Raw genomic sequence first — 16,068 nt, forward strand, 5'->3', positions numbered from 1 at the left:
TCCAGAGCCCTCAGCTGATCAGCTGCATTGCGCACTCGGCGGTCCGCGTTACCTCCGGACAAGGCACGACGACGGTCATATTGAGGACCGACGCCACGAACAAGCCGTCCTGTCCCGCCAGGTGTGCCAGCAGCAGCCGTCACGGGTCTTGGCGCCACCGACGGGACGGCCGCAGCGCAGCCCGTCCCGCGTCCTGCGGGAGGCCTCATGCTGGTGAAGCGCTGAGATCCAACAGGAGAGGCCTGTCCCGCGCGACCGTCGCCGGACGGGCCTCATGCGCCCCCATGGGCCAGATGCGCCTACTCAGAGCAAGGAAGCGCTACATGGGTGAATAGTGTACAACTTTGTCCTCAGACGCCAGCGTTAACCACACGCACTGAGAGGTCGTCGCGCAGACGGCCTCCTTTGCTGTCTCCTGCTCAAGGCCTTCGCGCGCCCGAGAGGCGACACCGTCCCCGGCATCACACCCCGAGGACCCTCTGCACGCCGCTGGAACACACCCACCGGTCGTGCCAGTCGGTGGCCACCACCGGCCACCTGTCCGGCTCAGGCCACAGCGAAAACGGCACCTGGCGCGGGAAGTCCTGCCAGCGCGCCCAGCAAGCTCATCCACGCCAGCAGCTACGGCGGCAACAAGGTCTACTCGATCAACGCGGTCGGTGGCCGTCACGCCGAACGGGCGGTACCGGCTGCTCATGCAGTCGGACTACAACTTCGTCGTCTACACCACGGCGGACCGGCTGGTGGCGCAGAACGACTCCAACGTCGTGCTCTTCGGCCCCAGCGGCACCATGCACTGGCATCGTTGCCTGCCCGCCGGCGGGCAGGCAACGAAAATCCAGACAGTGCCAACACCCCATCATGACGAGTGAGCCGATCACGCAAGGTCGAAGGTCAGCTTCGTAGCCTTGCCGTGGTCGCCGGAGAAGTAGCCGGAGGCGGTGATCCCGACCTTGTCCTTGCCGCCGTCGCTGAACTTGATGATCTCGACCGCGCCGTCGCGCGCCGGGTAGCTGACCCAGCTGACCGATCCGGCAGGCGTCGTGCCGGGCAGGACGGCACCGTGCGGCATCAAGGTCATGGCGAGCAGCTGGAGGGCGTGGAGCTTGTCGTCGCCCTCCTTGCCCTCCAGCTCGTGCTTGATGAAGGCGAGCATCCCCTTCCACGCCCAGCTCTCCAGGACCACGTGCTCACCTGACTCCCTCACGCAGGCCAGTCGATCGGTGGCCGGGTCGACCTGCCTCACCCGGTGCACGCTCACCAGCGTCGTGCCTGGAACGGCGTGGCCGTAGATCGTGGTCCCGAAGTACGCGAACCCTTCGGCGACCTGTTTCGTCTTCATGTCCGAGGTGGGCTTCTCCCACTTCTTCCACAGCTCCTCGAACGCCAGCTTCCCCTTCTCGACGGCCTTCGCCGCGATGTCGGCCTTGATCGCGTCGCCCAGCTCCGCGAGCCAGGCCCCCGCCGCTCCCGCGAGCATCGGCTTGGCCGCACCGCAGGCGGTCAGCGCTGGTGAACCGACTGCGAGAACCGCGGCACCGCGACCGGCGTTCACCAACGCCTGCCTTCGAGACATCGCCATTTCGCCCACCTTGGCAGAGAGGAGCAAGACCCTTGGAACGTACGTCATGAACCGAAAATCCGCAGAGAATAAGATTTGCGCAACAATCTCGTAGTTTCGGGAACCTGTACGAGGCATGCACCCCGCTTGATCGCAGTTGTCCACAATTCACGAAGAATTGTGTCCACTTTTGAAAATGCGCGCATACCAGCATGTGGACGTGGTGGCCGGGTAGTTGAGGTGTCACCTACCCTGGCGGGCATGCCGTTGCGAAAGCTGGGGTTCCTCACCATCGGGCAGTTCGACGAGCACGATCCGGCTGCCGGCCACCGGTCCACCCTGGAGCTGATCGAGCTCGGCGAGGAGCTGGGCTTCGACAGCGCGTGGGTGCGGCACCGGCACCTGCAGCACGGCATCTCGTCGCCGGTCGCGGTGCTGGCGGCGGCGAGTCAGCGGACGAGCCGGATCGCGCTCGGCACCGCCGTCATCCCGCTGGGGTGGGAGAACCCGCTGCGGCTCGCGGAGGACCTGGCCACGGTGGACGTGTTGTCCGGTGGGCGGCTCAACCCCGGGCTGAGCGTCGGGCCGCCGATGCACTGGGACGACGTCAAAGGTGCGCTTTACCCGGACACGGCCGAGGTGGAGGACTTCGGCTACGGGCGGCTGGAGCGGTTGCTGCGGTTCGTGAGGGGTGAGAAGGCCGTCGAGTTCAGCGGCAGGGAGGGCATCGAGGTCTGGTCGGACCGGGTGCAGCCGCACTCGCCGGGGTTGGGCGAGCGGATCTGGTACGGCGGGGGCAGCCTCAGGTCGGCGCGGTGGGCTGCGGAGAACGGGCTGAACTTCCTCACCAGCAACGTCGTGCAGGCCGAGGAGTCCGAGGACTTCGCGCGGATTCAGCACGCGCTGGTGCGGAAGTTCCGCGAGCACCACCCCGATGGCGACAAGGCGCGGGTGTCGCAGGGGCTCGTGGTGATCCCGACCGACTCGGCCACGGCTGAGCAGCGGGAGAAGTACCAGCGGTACGTGGACGAACGGACGCCGCGGACGGCCAGTCCGGTGGGGCCGCGGCGGATGATGTTCGCGCGGGACCTCGTCGGCACGTCCGAGCAGATCGCGGAGCAGCTGCACGCCGACCCGGCGTTCCGGGAGGTCGACGAGGTGGCGTTCGCGTTGCCGTTCAGCTTCGAGCACGCCGACTACGTGCAGCTGCTGACCGACATCGCCACGCGGCTGGCTCCCGCGCTGGGGCGGCAGCCGGCCGGGTGACGAGGGTGGGTCAGGCGCCCGCGGGCTGGGCGATGCGCACGAGGATCGCGCCGCACTCCTCGCAGCGCACGACCTCGTCCGCGGCGGCCTCCCTGACCTTGCCCAGTGCGCTGCGGTCGAGCTCGATGCGGCACGCGCCGCAGCTGCGGGTCTGGAACACGGCCGCGCCGATGCCGCGCTGTTCGCGCTGGCGGTCGTAGAGCTTCAGCAGGTCGTCCGGGAAGCCCTTGGCCATGAGGGTGCGGTCGGCGGTGCGGCGGGTCTCGGTCGCCTCCAGGTCGGCCAGTGCGGCGTCACGGCGGCGCGCGGCGGCTTCGAGGGTCTCGCGGGCCTTGTCGAGCTCCACGCGGGCGAAGGAGGCGTCGGCGGCCACGGCCTCGCGGCGCTCCATCAGCTCCAGGAGGTCGTCTTCGAGGACGCCCTGGCGGCGCTGGAGGGTGGCGAGCTCGTGTTCGAGGTCGGTGAGCTGCTTGGCGCCGACGGAACCTGACTGCATCAGCTTGCGGTCGCGGTCGGTGCGGGCGCGGACCTGGTCGATCTCGGTCTCCTGGCGCTTCACGTCGCGGTCGATGTCGCCGAGCGTCGTCTCGACGGCCACCAGCGCGTCCTGCTTGGTGCGCACCAGCTGCTCGACCTCGGCGATCTCCGCGATCTCCGGCAGCGTACGGCGCCGGTGGGTGACACGCGCCAGTTCGGCGTCGACCTGGGCCAGGTCGAGCAGCCTGCGCTGCACTGCGGGATCGGCTTTCACGCAAGTCCTCCTGCTGCTGAGCTCGTCGCACCGACGGTCCACGGATCGGTCCGGCGGGTGGAGACGAGTACGTCGACCCTACCGCCGAAGGCCTCCCGCAGGATTTCCGCCGCCTGCTCGCACCACGGCCACTCGCTGGCCCAGTGCGCCACGTCGACGAGCGCGGGCCCGCCGGCCTCGACGTGCTCGGAGACCGGGTGGTGGCGCAGGTCGGCGGTCACGTACGCGTCGACGCCCGCCGCGGTGGCGGCGCCGAGGAAGCTGTCGCCGGCGCCACCGCACACGGCGACGCGTTTGACCGGGCGGTCCGGGTCGCCGGCGGCGCGCACGCCCTGCACGGTCGCGGGCAACGCGTCGGCGACGCGCTGGGCGAACACGCGCAACGGCTCGGCGGCGGGAAGCTCACCGATGCGGCCGAGGCCGACGCCGGGTTCGTCGGTCGGCTCCAGCGGGCCGGTCACCTGGAGCCCGATGGCCTGCGCGAGCGCGTCGGACACGCCGTTCAGCGCGCTGTCGGCGTTGGTGTGCGCGCAGTACAGCGCGGTGCCGCTGCGGATGAGCCTGTGCACCAACGCGCCCTTGGGCTCGTCGGCGGGAACACCGTTGACGCCGCGCAGGAGCAGCGGGTGGTGGGCGACGAGCAGCTGCGCGCCCACCTCGACCGCCTCGTCCACAGTGGACCGGGTCGGGTCCACGCAGACGAGGACCCTGGTGACCTCCTCCGCGGGGTCACCGCAGACCAGGCCGACCGCGTCCCACTTCTCCGCGATCCGCGGCGGGTACGCGTCCGCCAGCACCGCGATCACCTCGGCGAGCTTCACGCCAGTTCCTCCATCACTACCCGCAGCGCGTCCACGAAGACCGCGAACTCCTCCGGCGGCCGGATCGCGACGCGCACGTACGTGTCGTCCAGTCCGGGGAACGTGTCGCAGCGCCGCACCGCGATCCCCTTGTCACGCAGCGCCTCACGCGTTCCGCGCGGCACCCTGAGCAGCACGAACGGGCCCTTCGGCGGCACGACGACGAGGTCGCCCAGCTGCTGCACGGCGTGCGCGGTGTGCGCGGCGGCCTCGAACGCGAGCCGTTCGCCCTCCCGCAGCGCCGCCGGTTCGCAGCACGCGGTGACTGCTTCGAGTGTGAGGCTGCCGACCGGCCAGTGCGGGCGGCCGAACGCCAAGCGCCGCAACGTCTCCGGGTCGCCCAGCAGGTAGCCGGCGCGCAGCCCGGCGAGCCCCCACGTCTTGGTGAGGCTGCGCAGCACGAGCACGTCCGGGTCGTGCGCGAGCGACTCGGGCTCGCCGGGGACGGCGTCCATGAACGCCTCGTCGACCACGAGGAGACCGGGCAGCCGCTTGACGCGCGCGGCCGGGTGCAGCACGGAGGTGGGGTTCGTGGGGTTGCCGACGACGGTCAGGTCGACGTCCGCGCTGACCTCGGGCAACGTGAAGTCGCCGCTCAGCGTGACGTGCTCCACCGGGACCCCGGCGTCGCGCAGCGCCACCTCCGGCTCGGTGAAGCCGGGGTGGACGATCGCGGCACGGCGGGGCGCGAGCTTCGGCAGCAGCGCGAAGCCCTCGGCGGCACCGTTGAGCAGCAGCACCTCGTCGGGTGAGCGCCCGTGCCGGCCGGCGACGGCCTCACGGGCGCGTTGTTCCGCTGCCGCGGACGGGTAGCGCCCCAGGTCGTCGAGCGCGGCGGACAGCCGGTCGCGCAGCCAGGCGGGCGGGCGCGGCACCCGCACGTTGACGGCGAAGTCGGCGAGGCCCGCTGCGGCGTCGACGTCACCGTGGTGGCGCAGGTCTGGGCTGGTCATCGCGGCAAATAGTAAGCGACCAGCCCAGGCGCGCGCGTCACTGCATGTAGCGGCGGAGCTCGGTGAGGTGGCTGATCAGCTCGTCCAGCTGGAACGCGTCGAGCTGCGCGGACTCACCGGGCGGGGTGCGGAAGCACACACGCCCCTTCTCGTTGAGGTACACCTCGAACGCACGACGGCGCCCGAGGGCGTCGGTGCACCCGATGATCTCCCGTTGCGGGGGCACGTCAGTACCGGTCTGCATGGGCGGCCTCCATGTCGTTTGTCCGTACATCTTGCGACAAGGGTTGAGCGTTACCGTGTGGCGGTGAAGGTCGCCTTTGTCTGCACCGGCAACATCTGCCGGTCCCCCGTGGCAGCGCTCGTGTTCCGTGAGCGGGTGTTGCGCGAAGGATTGTCCTCCCACGTCGAAGTGTCCAGTGCGGGCACCAGCGGCTGGCACGTGGGGGACCCGGCCGATCCGCGTGCGCTCAAGACGCTGGCGGACAACGGCTACCCCACCGACCACGTGGCCGCGCAGGTTGGCCCAGAGCACCTCGACGCCGACCTGCTCGTCGCACTCGACTCCGGTCATGCGCGCGCGTTGCGCCGGATGGTCGATCCTGGTCGCGTCCGGTTGCTGCGGTCGTTCGACCCTGACGCGGACGGCGTGGACGTGCCGGACCCGTACTACGGCGACCGGCAGGGCTTCGACCAGGTGCTGGGCATGATCGAGGCGGCGGTGCCGGGGCTGCTGGCGTGGGTGCGGGAAAGGCTTTGAGGCGCAAGGTCCAGTCCGCGCGGGCCACGGCGGCGGAGGCGGCCGGCCTGCGGTGGTTGCGCGTCGACGGCGGCCCCGCGGTACCAGTCGTGCACTCGGCGGACGGCGGCGAACTGGTGATCGACGAGGTCCCGGTCGGCCCGCCGGATCTTCAGGCGGCCGTGACCTTCGGGCGCCGGTTGGCCGCACTCCACCAGGCGGGCGCGCCGGCGTTCGGCGCACCGCCACCCGGTGGGCCGCGGGAGGCCACGATCGGACAGGCGCCGATGGTCAACGAACCTGCGCCGTCGTGGCCGGAGTGGTTCGCGTCACAGCGGATCGAGCCCTACGCGGTGCGGGTCGGGCTGGACCTGGGCGAGCTGTACGAGCGCATCGCCGACCTCGCCGGGCCTGCCGAGCCGCCCGCGCGGCTGCACGGGGACCTGTGGAGCGGGAACGTGCTGTGGGGCGCGGACGGGCAGGTGTGGCTGATCGACCCCGCGGCGCACGGCGGGCACCGGGAGAGCGACCTCGCGATGCTGCGGTTGTTCGGCTGCCCGTTCCTCGACCACGTGCTCGGGGCGTACCGGGAGGTCGCGCCGCTGGCCGACGGGTGGCGAGAGCGGGTGCCGCTGCACCAGCTGTTCCCGCTGCTGGTGCACGCCGTGCTGTTCGGTGGCGGATACCGGACAGAGGCGGTGGCGGCGGCGCGGACCGCTTTGCGGGGAAGATGAGGGTCATGGACCTCACCACCTGGACCTGGCTCAACGAACCGGCGAAGTGGTCGGCCACCCCGCTGACCGTGCACGCCGACCCCGGCTCGGACTTCTGGCGCCGCACCGGCAACGGGGTCGTGCGTGACAGCGGTCACCTCTACGGCGTCACGCTGGCCGGCGACTTCACCATCACCGCGACCTTCTCCGGCGAGTACGCGGCGCAGTACGACCACGCGGGCATCGGGCTGCTCGTCGACGACGAGACGTGGATCAAGGCCGGCGTCGAGCTGTTCGACGGGCAGCTGCGTCCCAGCGCGGTCGTGACCCGCGGTTTCTCCGACTGGAACCTGGCTCTGACCGGCGACTTCGAGCGGTTCACCGTCTCCGCCGAACGCCGCGGTGACGCGGTCTGGATCCGGTACGGCGTCGACGGCGAGGAGCCCACCGCGGTGCTGCGCCAGGCCTACTTCCCGCCGGACATCGAGACCAAGGTCGGCGTCATGGCCGCCAGCCCGGAGGGTGAGGGGTTCGTGACCCAGTTCCAGGAGGTCCAGGTCACGCATCTACCGTGAGGTGGTGCGGTTCAAGTTCCTCCTCAAGCCGGGCTGGCTGGCGCTGACGCTGGCCGTCTGGGTGTTCGCGGGTGCGTGCGTCTACTTCCTGGCGCCGTGGCAGTTCGGCCGCAACGACGAGCGCCAGGGGCAGAACTCCGCGATCACCAGGTCGCTGGCCAGTGCCGCGGTGCCGTTCGGCGCGCAGCACGACGAGTGGCAGAAGGTCGAGCTGAAGGGCCGGTACCTGCCCGACGGGGAGGCGCTCGCCCGGCTGCGCACGGTCCAGGGCGAGGCCGCGTTCCTCGTCATCACGCCGTTCGAGACCGACAGCGGCAAGAAGGTGCTGGTCAACCGCGGTTACGTGCGGCCGGTCAACGGCATCAAGCCGCCGGGGTTCGCCCCTGCCCCCACGGGCGAGGTCACGATCGTCGGGCTCGCGCGCACCAACGAGTCGGACGCGCGACCGGCGATCCAGCAGGACGGGCACCGGCAGATCTACTCGATCAACAACGACGCCGTCGGGCCCGGCATCGAGCCCGGTCACTACCAGCTGATCGACGGCCAGGCGGGCGCGCTGGACACCATGCCGCTGCCGCGGATCGAGTCAGGGCCGTTCTACTCCTACGCGCTGCAGTGGATCGCGTTCGGCGTCATGGCGGTCGGCGGGTGGTTGTACTTCACGATCCGCGAGGCGCGGCCGGGCGGTGCGCTCGACACCGCGCCGAAGGCGAAGGCGAAGCGGAAGTCGATCGCCGAGCTACTTGCGGAAGACGGCGACGAAGGCGCTGACCAGGGCGGCACCGTGGCCGACGACGCGGGACAGCTCCACGGCACGCGTCACGTGACCTGAGTCGGGGTTGCGGCCGTGGCCGAGCACCGGCCGTTCCTCGACGCCGTGCGAGTACACCGTGCGGCCGCCCAGCCTGATCTCCAGCGCGCCCGCGAAGGCCGCCTCGACCTGGCCCGCGTTCGGTGACGGGTGGGCGGCGGCGTCACGGCGCCACGTCTCCCACGCCTGCGGGGCCGAGCCGCCGACGACCGGCGCACCGCCGACGGTGAGCAGCGCCGCCAGCCGCGAGGGCAGCAGGTTCAGCACGTCGTCCAGCCGCGCGGACGCCCAGCCGAACCTGAGGTACCGCGCGGACCTGTGGCCGACCATCGCGTCGAGCGTGTTCGCCGCGCGGTAGCCCAGCAGGCCGGGCACGCCGAACGCGGCACCCCACACCAGCGGGCCGACGACGGCGTCGGACGTGTTCTCCGCCACGGACTCCACGGTCGCGCGCGCCAGGCCGAAGGTGTCCAGCCGGGCTGCGTCGCGGCCGCACAGGTGGGGCAGCCGGGCGCGGGCGGCCTCGACGTCACCGGAGTCGAGCTCGCGGCCCATCGACGTGCCCTCGTCGGCCAGCGACCGGCCGCCGAGCACGGTCCACGTCGCCACGGCGGTGGTCAGCGCCTGCGCGAGCCAGTGCCGGCGCGCGAGCCGTTCGACGGCGACCCCGCCTGCGACGACGGAGCCGACCAGGACGGTGGTGTAGGCGACGCCGGCGGCCCTGGAGTCGGCGTGCACGCGCTCCTCCAGCGCCGCGGCGGCGGTCCCGAATGCCGCTACCGGGTGAAATCGGCGTGGATCGCCGAACACCGCGTCCGCGGCCACGCCCAGCACCAACCCCAACGCGCGACCCGCGCCCACGGCATCCTCCCCAGCTCGTCGAAGGCACGGTAGCGCCGCACCGCCCGGGCACGCGCATTAGGGTGGCCGGTCGTGGAGCACAAGAGGCTGAAGCTGTACGCCTATCTGGACGCGCGCGATCACCAGCGCACGTACCTGGCGATCATGCGGCTGTTCACCTCCACGTTGCTCGCCGACCTCAGCGCGGGCGAGGTCGCGGGAGCGCTCGCCGGCCAGGAGCGCGAGGGCCGTGTCGAGCAGGGCGAGTCGCGCATCGAGAACGTGATCAACCGGCTGCGGCAGCTGGTCGAGTGGGGCAACCTGGTGCAGGGCCGGCGCGAGGTCGTGGCCGCGAGCATCGCCGAGTTCCAGCACGGCAGCGTCCGCTACCAGGTCTCCAAGCTCGCCGTCCGCGTGCAGCGCGACGTCGACGAGCTGCTGCGGGTGCCCGAGGGCGCCCGCGAGGTGTCGCGCGAGCTGCTGCCCGCGATCGAACGCGGCCTCAACGAGCTGGGCGGGTCGCTGTCGGTGGCGTTGCTGAACGAGGGCGACAAGACCAGGGAGCTGCTCGCCGAACGCGTCACCACCCTGTTCCTGCAGCACGCGGAGCTCGCCGCCACGGTCCGCGACTTCTACGCCTACCTCGGCCAGGTCGTGACGCGCAACCACCTGGCGCCCGAGGAGATCGCGGGCTTCCGCAGCCTGCTGGTCGAGTACATCCAGCGGGTCGTCGAGGACGTGCTGAAGTACACGCCGCCGATCGCGGCGGCGCTCGCCGCGCTTGCGAAGGCCCGTTCCGAGCTGCTCCGGCTGCTCGGCACCGACCTGGGCGCCCACGTCGAACGCGCCCGCGGCCGCACGCCGGAGGACTGGCAGGAGCTGACCGACTGGTTCGTCGACCGGCCCGGCCGCCCGAGCCAGGTCACGGCGTTGCGCGAGGCCACCGCCCGCGCGATCGGCAGCCTGCTGGCGAGCGTGAAGCGCGCGACGTCCGGTGGTGGCCTGCTGCCCGGCCGGCGGGCCGAGCTGCTCAAGCTCGCGAGCTGGTTCGACGGCGCCACCCGCGCGGAGGCGCACGAGATCTACGCCTCCGCGTTCGGCCTCTACTCCTCCCGCCACCTCTCCCCCGCGCCCGAGCACGACTCCGACAACGAGCGCACGCCGTGGCGGGACGGCCCGGTCTGCGACGTCACGGTCAGCGTGCGGTCGCGCGGTGACCGGGGCGGGCGCGGGCGGCCGTCGCGCATCCTCGACGACCCGATGACCGAGCAGTCGCTGCTGGCGGAGGCGCGTGAGGCGGAGGAGGTCCGCGCGCGGCACGTGGCCGAGCTGACCTCCGCGGCCGGGAACCTCGGCGGCACAACGCTGTCGCACGGTGCGCTGGAGGTGTTCTGCGAGCTGCTGACCCTGGCGATGGCGCAGCGCGACTCACCGCGCGACAGCGGGTCGGCCAGCGATCCCGTGCGCGGGTTGAAGCTCGCGATCACCCCCGGCACGACCACTCAGATCAAGTCCGCCGCCGGGACGCTGACGCTGCACGACGCCACGGTGGCCCTGGAGCGATGAACCACTTCGACACCCTCTCCGAGATCGACGCCGCGAACGTGGTGCGGTGCGCGCGAACGTTGCTGCGCAGGCCGTTGCTGCGCTCCGAGGGCCCGGACGGCGAGCTGCTGGCCCTCGTCTACCGGCACCGGGCGGTGCTGCAGGACCTGTTCGCCGGGCTGCTCGGGTACCGGCTCGTGGTGGAGCGCCGGTTCGCGCGGTTGTACAAGTCGGGGCCGGGCAACGACGACACCCGCGGCGTGCTGAGCATGTCGCCGCGCGGGTACGCCTACCTGGCGCTGACCCTGGCCGTGCTGACCGGGACCGGCCGGCAGGCGCTGCTGTCCCGGCTGGTGGCCGACATCCGGTCCGCCGCGGCCGAAGCGGGCATCAGCGCACCCGACGACGTGACCGAGCGGCGGGCGCTGACCGCGGCGCTGCGGCACCTGGTGTCCCTCGGCGTGCTGCAGGAGACCGAGGGCTCGGTCGCGCAGGACGTGGTGCCGCAGGAGGCGCTGATCACGATCGACACGGACCTGCTGGGCCAGCTCGTGACCGGCCCGGTCGGCGAGGCCGACTCCCCGGCGCGGCTGGTCGAGCTGGCGGCCAGGCCGGGTCCGCGCGGTGTCGAGCACGCGGTGCGGCGCAAGCTGGTCGAGACGCCGCTGGTGCTCTACGCGGACCTGCCCGCCGACCAGGCGGAGTGGCTGCGGCGCAACCAGCGCAAGGAGACGGCGCTGCTGGAGCAGGCCTTCGGGCTGTTCACCGAGTGCCGCGTCGAGGGCGTGCTGGCCGCCGACCCCGAGGACTACCTGACGGACCTGTCGTTCCCCGGTGTCTCGACGGTCGCGCGCATCGCGCTGCTCGCGTTGCCGGACCTGCTGGACGACCCGTCCGACGACGCGCCCGCACGGCACGTCGTCACGGTCGACCGGCTCCGCGAGGTCTGCGCGCGGCTGGTGGAGGACTACCCGGCCGCGTGGTCGAAGCAGTTCACCGACGACCTCGACCGGCTGGTCGCCGAGGTGGCGGAACTGCTGCGGCGCATGGGACTCGCTGTCCCGTGCGCCGAGGGCTGGTCGATCAGCGCTGCCGCGCACCGCTGGTTGCCGTCACCCGACGGCGACCCGGAACGAGAACAACCGGAACCCGTTGTGGTGCGCGAAGTGCCGAGCTGGTCCCTGTTCGACGAGGAGAACGTGTCATGAGCAGGTGGCGGCTGCACCGCGGCGGCGTGGTCAACATCTGGCAGTACACCGAGCAGACGTTCGACTTCTCCGGTGGCCGCGCGATCTTCCAGGGCACCAACGGTTCCGGCAAGTCCCGCACGCTGGAGCTGCTGCTGCCGCTGTGCCTGGACGGCGACCTGCGCCAGCTCGGGTCCAAGGGCTTCGACACGGTCAGCATCCGGCGGCTGATGCTCGACGACTACGACGGCGGTCCGAACCGCATCGGCTACGCGTGGGTGGAGCTGGTCCGCGAGGCGGCCGACCACTCCGGCAACGAGTACCTGACCTGCGGTCTGGGCGTGAAGGCGTCCAAGACGTCGCAGGCGATCACGGACTCGTGGCGGTTCGTCACGCCGATGCGGGTGGGCACCGAACTCCAGCTCGCCGGCCCGGAACGCGTGCCGCACGGCCCGGCGCAGCTGCGGGACCTGATCGGCGCGGACTGCATGTTCGAGGAACCGGCGTTCCGCGCGAAGGTCGCCGACGCGGTGTACGGCGTGCCCGCCGCGCGCTACGGCGACCTGCTGCACCTGCAGCGGACGCTGCGCAACCCCGACGTCGGCCTGAAGGTGCTCGAAGGCCAGCTGGAGCAGATCCTGTCCGACGCGCTGCCGCCGCTGGACCAGGCGATGGTCGAGCAGCTGGCCACGTCGTTCGACGACCTGGAGTCGATCCGCGAGAACATCGTCCGGCTGTCCACTGCGGACAGTGCGCTGTCGACGTTCCTCAAGACCTACTCGGACTACGCGTTCGGTGGACTGCGCTCGGCGTCCGAACGGCTGGACGCGGCGGAGAAGGCGCTGACCCGGTTGCAGCGCGAGCAGTCGAAGCTGGTGTCGGAGCTGGACCTCACGCGGGTCGAACGCGCGGCGGCCGAGCAGGCGCTCGTCGACATGGAGACCGGCGAGCAGCAGGCGGAGGAGACCATCGCGGCGCTGAAGGAGCTGCCGGCGTTCCGCGACCTGCAGGACCTGAAGACGCGCGAGAACCTGGTGGCGCAGATGCGTTCCTCCGCCGTCGCGGCGCTGGAGACGGCGCACCGGCAGCGGGCGCAGGAGGACGCCGCGGTCGACACCGTGCTGCGGTTGCTGCGGCGGCTGGCGGAGGACCTGTCGGCTGCGGACGCGTTGACCGAGCCGTTGCGGGAGAACCTGCGCCTGGCCGGCATGGACGTCGACCTGGCGCCGGTGGTGCCGCAGGTGCCGGCCGCCGAGGCGACGGTGACCACGGCGACCGTGCGCGCCAAGCCCGATCCCGAGGCCGCACCGCTGCCGATCGACCGCCGGGTGCCGCCGGCCGCCGCGGGCGAGGAGGTGCTGGCCGAGCTGGCGACCGCGGTCGACCAGGCAGCCGGGATCGCCTCGCTGGCCCGGCAGCGGGGCGCGCTGGCGCTGGCGCTGCACGAGCAGGCGCTGGCGCTCGACGCGCAGCAGCGCGAGGTGGAGTCGTTGCGCGGCAAGGCCAGGGACGCGCAGCTCGCCGCCACGGAGTCCACCGCCCTGCGCAACCAGGAGGCGCAGGAGCTCGCCGAGGCCGTGCAGACGTGGCTGGCGCAGGTGCAGACGTGGACGACCAGCGGGCCGCTGGTCGACGAGCGACCGGGTTTCACCCCGTCGAGTGAGTCTCGATTCGCCGGTTCGCCCGCCTCGCAAGGAGGAAGCGCGCGGGAGGGTGACGGGGAAGCACCGGACCTCGACCACCCGGCGTTCCCGCTGCCCGCCACGGTCACCCCGGCCTCGGCCAAGGCGCTGACCACGGCGGCCCGCGAGTGGGTCGGCCCGCTGGTGCGCGCGGCCCGCGACGCCGCCCACGCCCACGCGCAGCAGCGCGCGGACCTGCGCGCCCGCCTGGACGCGCTGGACGAGGAGCTGGTCGGCCTGCGGTCCGGTGCCGAACGCGTGCCGCTGCCCGGCCGGTACGTCTCGGCCGACCGCGACCCGGCCACCGGTGCCCCGTTCTACCGCCTGGTGGACTTCGCGCCGGCGCTCACCGACGCCGAACGCGCGGGCCTGGAGGCCGCCCTGCAGGCCAGCGGCCTGCTCGACGCCTGGGTGACGCTCGCCGACACCGAGCTCACCGACGTGCTGGCCGTCGCCAGCCCGCCGGTCGAGGGCCGCACGCTCGCCCACGTGCTCGTGCCCGCGGTGGAGGGGTCGCCGGTGCCGGAGGGGTTCGTCGCGGACCTGCTGCGCGCGGTGTCGCTGGACGACCGGGAGGGCCTGAGCCTGACCACGGACGGCGTGTGGCGCGCGGGGGTGCTGACCGGGTCGTGGACCAAGCCCGAGGCCGAGTTCATCGGTGCCGGCGCGCGGGAGGCCGCCCGCGGGCGGCGGATCGCGGCGCTGGAGGAGGAGCTCGCGGAGCTGCGCCGGCGGCTCGGCACCGCCGAGGACGAGCTGGCCCGCGCGCACGAGCACGTCGCGACGTGGGAGGCGCACGTGGCGGCGTTCCCCGGTGACGGCGAGCTGATCGCGAAGCACAGCCGGGTGCAGGCCGCGGAGGAGTCGGCGGCACGCGCGCGGCAGCGGACGTTCGAGCTGCGGGAGGCGCTGGAGGACGCCGGTTCCCGGCTGGAGGCGGCCCGCGGCGAGCTCACCCGCCAGGCGGGCGACGCGGGCCTGCCCGCGGACACCGAGGCGTTGCGGCAGGCCAGGACGGCGGCCGCGGACGCCCAGCGGACCGCGGACCTGCTCGCCGACGCGGTGCGCAGGCGGTGCCAGGGCACGATCTCCGACCTCACCGACGCGTCGCACCGCTACCACGAGGCCGTCGCGGACCGGCAGACCGCGGAGGCCGACGCCGACGCGCGGTGCGTGGACCACGCGGCGCAGGCGGGGACGCTGGCCGAGCTCACCGACGCGGTCGGCGGCGAGGCCAAGGAGATCAGCGAGCAGCTCACGCAGCTGGAGAGGTCGCGCAAGAAGATGCGCGCGGACCTCAAGGGCGTGCGCGAGGGCATCACGACGGCGCGCGAGCAGGCCGCGAAGCTGGAAGCGTTGCTGGAGACCAACTCCACCCAGGTCACCGAGGCCGCTGCGGCGAGGGAGCGGGCGAGCGGCACCTTCGCGGCGACCGTGCGGGCGCCGGGATTGCTCGCGGCCGCGTTCCCGGACTGGGACGGCGAGACGGGCGAGACCGCGGTGCGCCAGGCGATCGCGGCGGCGGGCGACCGGCGCGGCGGCACCGAGGCCACGGTGATCGCGAAGCTCCAGGCGCTGCAGACGTCGCTCGCGGGCAGCCACGACATCGCCGCCGAGCAGCACGCGGGCCTGCTGACCGTCACGGTGACCGGCGAGGAGGGCGCGAAGCCCGTCGCCGTCGCCGCACGGCAGGTCTCGACGAGGCTCGGTGAGCAGCGCGGGTTCCTCGACGAGCAGTACCAGGGGATCTTCGCCGACTACCTGATCCGCGACCTGGCGGAGTGGCTGCGCGGGCAGGTCGCCGTGGCCGAGGACCTGACCAAGCGCATGAACGAGGTGCTGTCGCGGGCGCGGTCCAGCCAGGGCGTGCACGTGAAGCTGGCGTGGAAGTCGTCGGCGGCGCTCGACGACCAGACCCGGCAAGCGCTTGCGCTGGTGCGGTTGCCGTTCGGCGAACGCACGCCGGAGCAGGACGCGACGCTGCGCCGGGTGTTCACCGAGCGGATCGAGAACGAGCGCGACACCCACTCCGGCGGCTACGCGGAGATCCTGTCGCGGGCGCTCGACTACCGGACGTGGCACCAGTTCACGGTCACCGTCGGCGACACCGGCCCCGACGGCAACCCGCGCGAACGCCGGCTGCGGCAGCTGTCGTCCGGCGAGACGCGGCTGATCTCGTACGTGACCCTGTTCGCGGCGGCGGCCAGCTTCTACGACGCGGTCAGCGACGAGTTCGACCCGCTGCGGCTGGTGCTGCTGGACGAGGCGTTCGAACGGCTCGACGACCCGACGATCGCGCGCATGCTGGGACTGCTGGTCGACCTCGACATGGACTGGGTGATCACCTGGCCGAGCGGCTGGGGCGTGTCCGACAAGATCCCGCGCATGCACATCTACGACGTGCTGCGGCCCAAGAACGGCCGGGGTGTGGCGTGCACGCAGACGACGTGGGACGGCGCGGTGCTGGACCGCATCGACCCCTAGACCGGGATGGACGGGCCGGGGCGGGACCGCGGCTGGACGGACAGGGGCTGGGCCGATCGCGGCTGGGCCGACCACGGCTGGACGGGCCGCGGTTGGACGGG

Annotated in this window: 15 protein-coding genes; 9 read left to right on the top strand and 6 right to left on the bottom strand. The window is 72.3% G+C overall.

Annotation, left to right across the window (positions count from 1 at the left end):
- Positions 1-659 precede the first annotated feature (659 nt).
- Entirely contained in the window at positions 660-872 is a 213-nt protein-coding gene (locus ACZ7CD_RS12490; RefSeq protein ID WP_470378913.1) for a hypothetical protein, read from the top strand.
- A 5-nt stretch (positions 873-877) separates the two neighbouring features.
- Here ACZ7CD_RS12490 and ACZ7CD_RS12495 read toward each other — a convergent pair whose 3' ends face one another.
- Positions 878-1,582 (bottom strand): hypothetical protein, encoded by a 705-nt coding sequence (locus tag ACZ7CD_RS12495; RefSeq protein ID WP_470378914.1) that lies wholly within the window; start codon positions 1,580-1,582, stop codon positions 878-880.
- A gap of 240 nt (positions 1,583-1,822) precedes the next feature.
- Between ACZ7CD_RS12495 and ACZ7CD_RS12500 the strand changes: the two genes are divergently transcribed.
- Positions 1,823-2,827 carry an LLM class flavin-dependent oxidoreductase gene (locus tag ACZ7CD_RS12500; protein WP_360386459.1) on the top strand — a complete coding sequence of 335 codons (1,005 nt, stop codon included), beginning with the start codon at positions 1,823-1,825 and terminating at the stop codon, positions 2,825-2,827.
- A gap of 10 nt (positions 2,828-2,837) precedes the next feature.
- Here ACZ7CD_RS12500 and ACZ7CD_RS12505 read toward each other — a convergent pair whose 3' ends face one another.
- Genes ACZ7CD_RS12505 through ACZ7CD_RS12520 form a run of 4 tightly spaced genes read right to left on the bottom strand, consistent with a single transcriptional unit; the run spans position 2,838 to position 5,635 of the window.
- Positions 2,838-3,578, bottom strand: coding sequence for a zinc ribbon domain-containing protein (locus ACZ7CD_RS12505; protein WP_360386456.1), 741 nt, complete (start codon positions 3,576-3,578; stop codon positions 2,838-2,840).
- Complete coding sequence (locus ACZ7CD_RS12510; protein ID WP_360386453.1) at positions 3,575-4,399, bottom strand: Nif3-like dinuclear metal center hexameric protein; 825 nt, start codon at positions 4,397-4,399, stop codon at positions 3,575-3,577. The genes ACZ7CD_RS12505 and ACZ7CD_RS12510 overlap by 4 nt, the downstream gene beginning before the upstream one ends.
- The gene (gene cobC / locus ACZ7CD_RS12515) at positions 4,396-5,391 is read right to left on the bottom strand and encodes an Rv2231c family pyridoxal phosphate-dependent protein CobC (protein ID WP_360386450.1); all 996 of its coding nucleotides are present in this window, start codon (positions 5,389-5,391) and stop codon (positions 4,396-4,398) included. Before cobC ends, ACZ7CD_RS12510 begins: the two co-directional genes overlap by 4 nt.
- 37 nt (positions 5,392-5,428) lie before the next feature.
- Positions 5,429-5,635 (bottom strand): hypothetical protein, encoded by a 207-nt coding sequence (locus tag ACZ7CD_RS12520; RefSeq protein ID WP_030472678.1) that lies wholly within the window; start codon positions 5,633-5,635, stop codon positions 5,429-5,431.
- Between the two features lie 63 nt (positions 5,636-5,698).
- On the opposite strand from ACZ7CD_RS12520, the gene ACZ7CD_RS12525 reads away from it, so the two are divergent.
- The 4 genes from ACZ7CD_RS12525 to ACZ7CD_RS12540 are packed head-to-tail and all read left to right on the top strand — an operon-like array spanning position 5,699 to position 8,250.
- Positions 5,699-6,151 carry a low molecular weight protein-tyrosine-phosphatase gene (locus ACZ7CD_RS12525; protein ID WP_360386448.1) on the top strand — a complete coding sequence of 151 codons (453 nt, stop codon included), beginning with the start codon at positions 5,699-5,701 and terminating at the stop codon, positions 6,149-6,151.
- Positions 6,148-6,864 carry a fructosamine kinase family protein gene (locus tag ACZ7CD_RS12530; protein ID WP_458429247.1) on the top strand — a complete coding sequence of 239 codons (717 nt, stop codon included), beginning with the start codon at positions 6,148-6,150 and terminating at the stop codon, positions 6,862-6,864. Before ACZ7CD_RS12525 ends, ACZ7CD_RS12530 begins: the two co-directional genes overlap by 4 nt.
- Before the next feature lie 5 nt (positions 6,865-6,869).
- Positions 6,870-7,418 (top strand): DUF1349 domain-containing protein, encoded by a 549-nt coding sequence (locus ACZ7CD_RS12535; protein WP_470378915.1) that lies wholly within the window; start codon positions 6,870-6,872, stop codon positions 7,416-7,418.
- Positions 7,419-7,422: 4 nt separating this feature from the next.
- Complete coding sequence (locus ACZ7CD_RS12540; protein ID WP_470378916.1) at positions 7,423-8,250, top strand: SURF1 family cytochrome oxidase biogenesis protein; 828 nt, start codon at positions 7,423-7,425, stop codon at positions 8,248-8,250.
- Here ACZ7CD_RS12540 and ACZ7CD_RS12545 read toward each other — a convergent pair.
- On the bottom strand, positions 8,158-9,090 hold the full coding sequence (locus tag ACZ7CD_RS12545; protein ID WP_360386437.1) for a cobalamin biosynthesis protein: 933 nt from the start codon (positions 9,088-9,090) through the stop codon (positions 8,158-8,160). The two genes, ACZ7CD_RS12540 and ACZ7CD_RS12545, sit on opposite strands and share 93 nt — an antisense overlap.
- A gap of 72 nt (positions 9,091-9,162) precedes the next feature.
- On the opposite strand from ACZ7CD_RS12545, the gene ACZ7CD_RS12550 reads away from it, so the two are divergent.
- From ACZ7CD_RS12550 to ACZ7CD_RS12560, 3 genes are read left to right on the top strand one after another with little or no spacing between them, the layout of a single operon-like run.
- Positions 9,163-10,635, top strand: coding sequence for a DUF2397 domain-containing protein (locus ACZ7CD_RS12550; protein WP_470378917.1), 1,473 nt, complete (start codon positions 9,163-9,165; stop codon positions 10,633-10,635).
- The gene (locus ACZ7CD_RS12555) at positions 10,632-11,822 is read left to right on the top strand and encodes a TIGR02678 family protein (protein ID WP_360386431.1); all 1,191 of its coding nucleotides are present in this window, start codon (positions 10,632-10,634) and stop codon (positions 11,820-11,822) included. Before ACZ7CD_RS12550 ends, ACZ7CD_RS12555 begins: the two co-directional genes overlap by 4 nt.
- Positions 11,819-15,967 (top strand): SbcC/MukB-like Walker B domain-containing protein, encoded by a 4,149-nt coding sequence (locus ACZ7CD_RS12560; RefSeq protein WP_470378918.1) that lies wholly within the window; start codon positions 11,819-11,821, stop codon positions 15,965-15,967. The genes ACZ7CD_RS12555 and ACZ7CD_RS12560 overlap by 4 nt, the downstream gene beginning before the upstream one ends.
- Positions 15,968-16,068: the final 101 nt, after the last annotated feature.

It is taken from the genome of Lentzea sp. NPDC036949 (assembly GCF_055608075.1).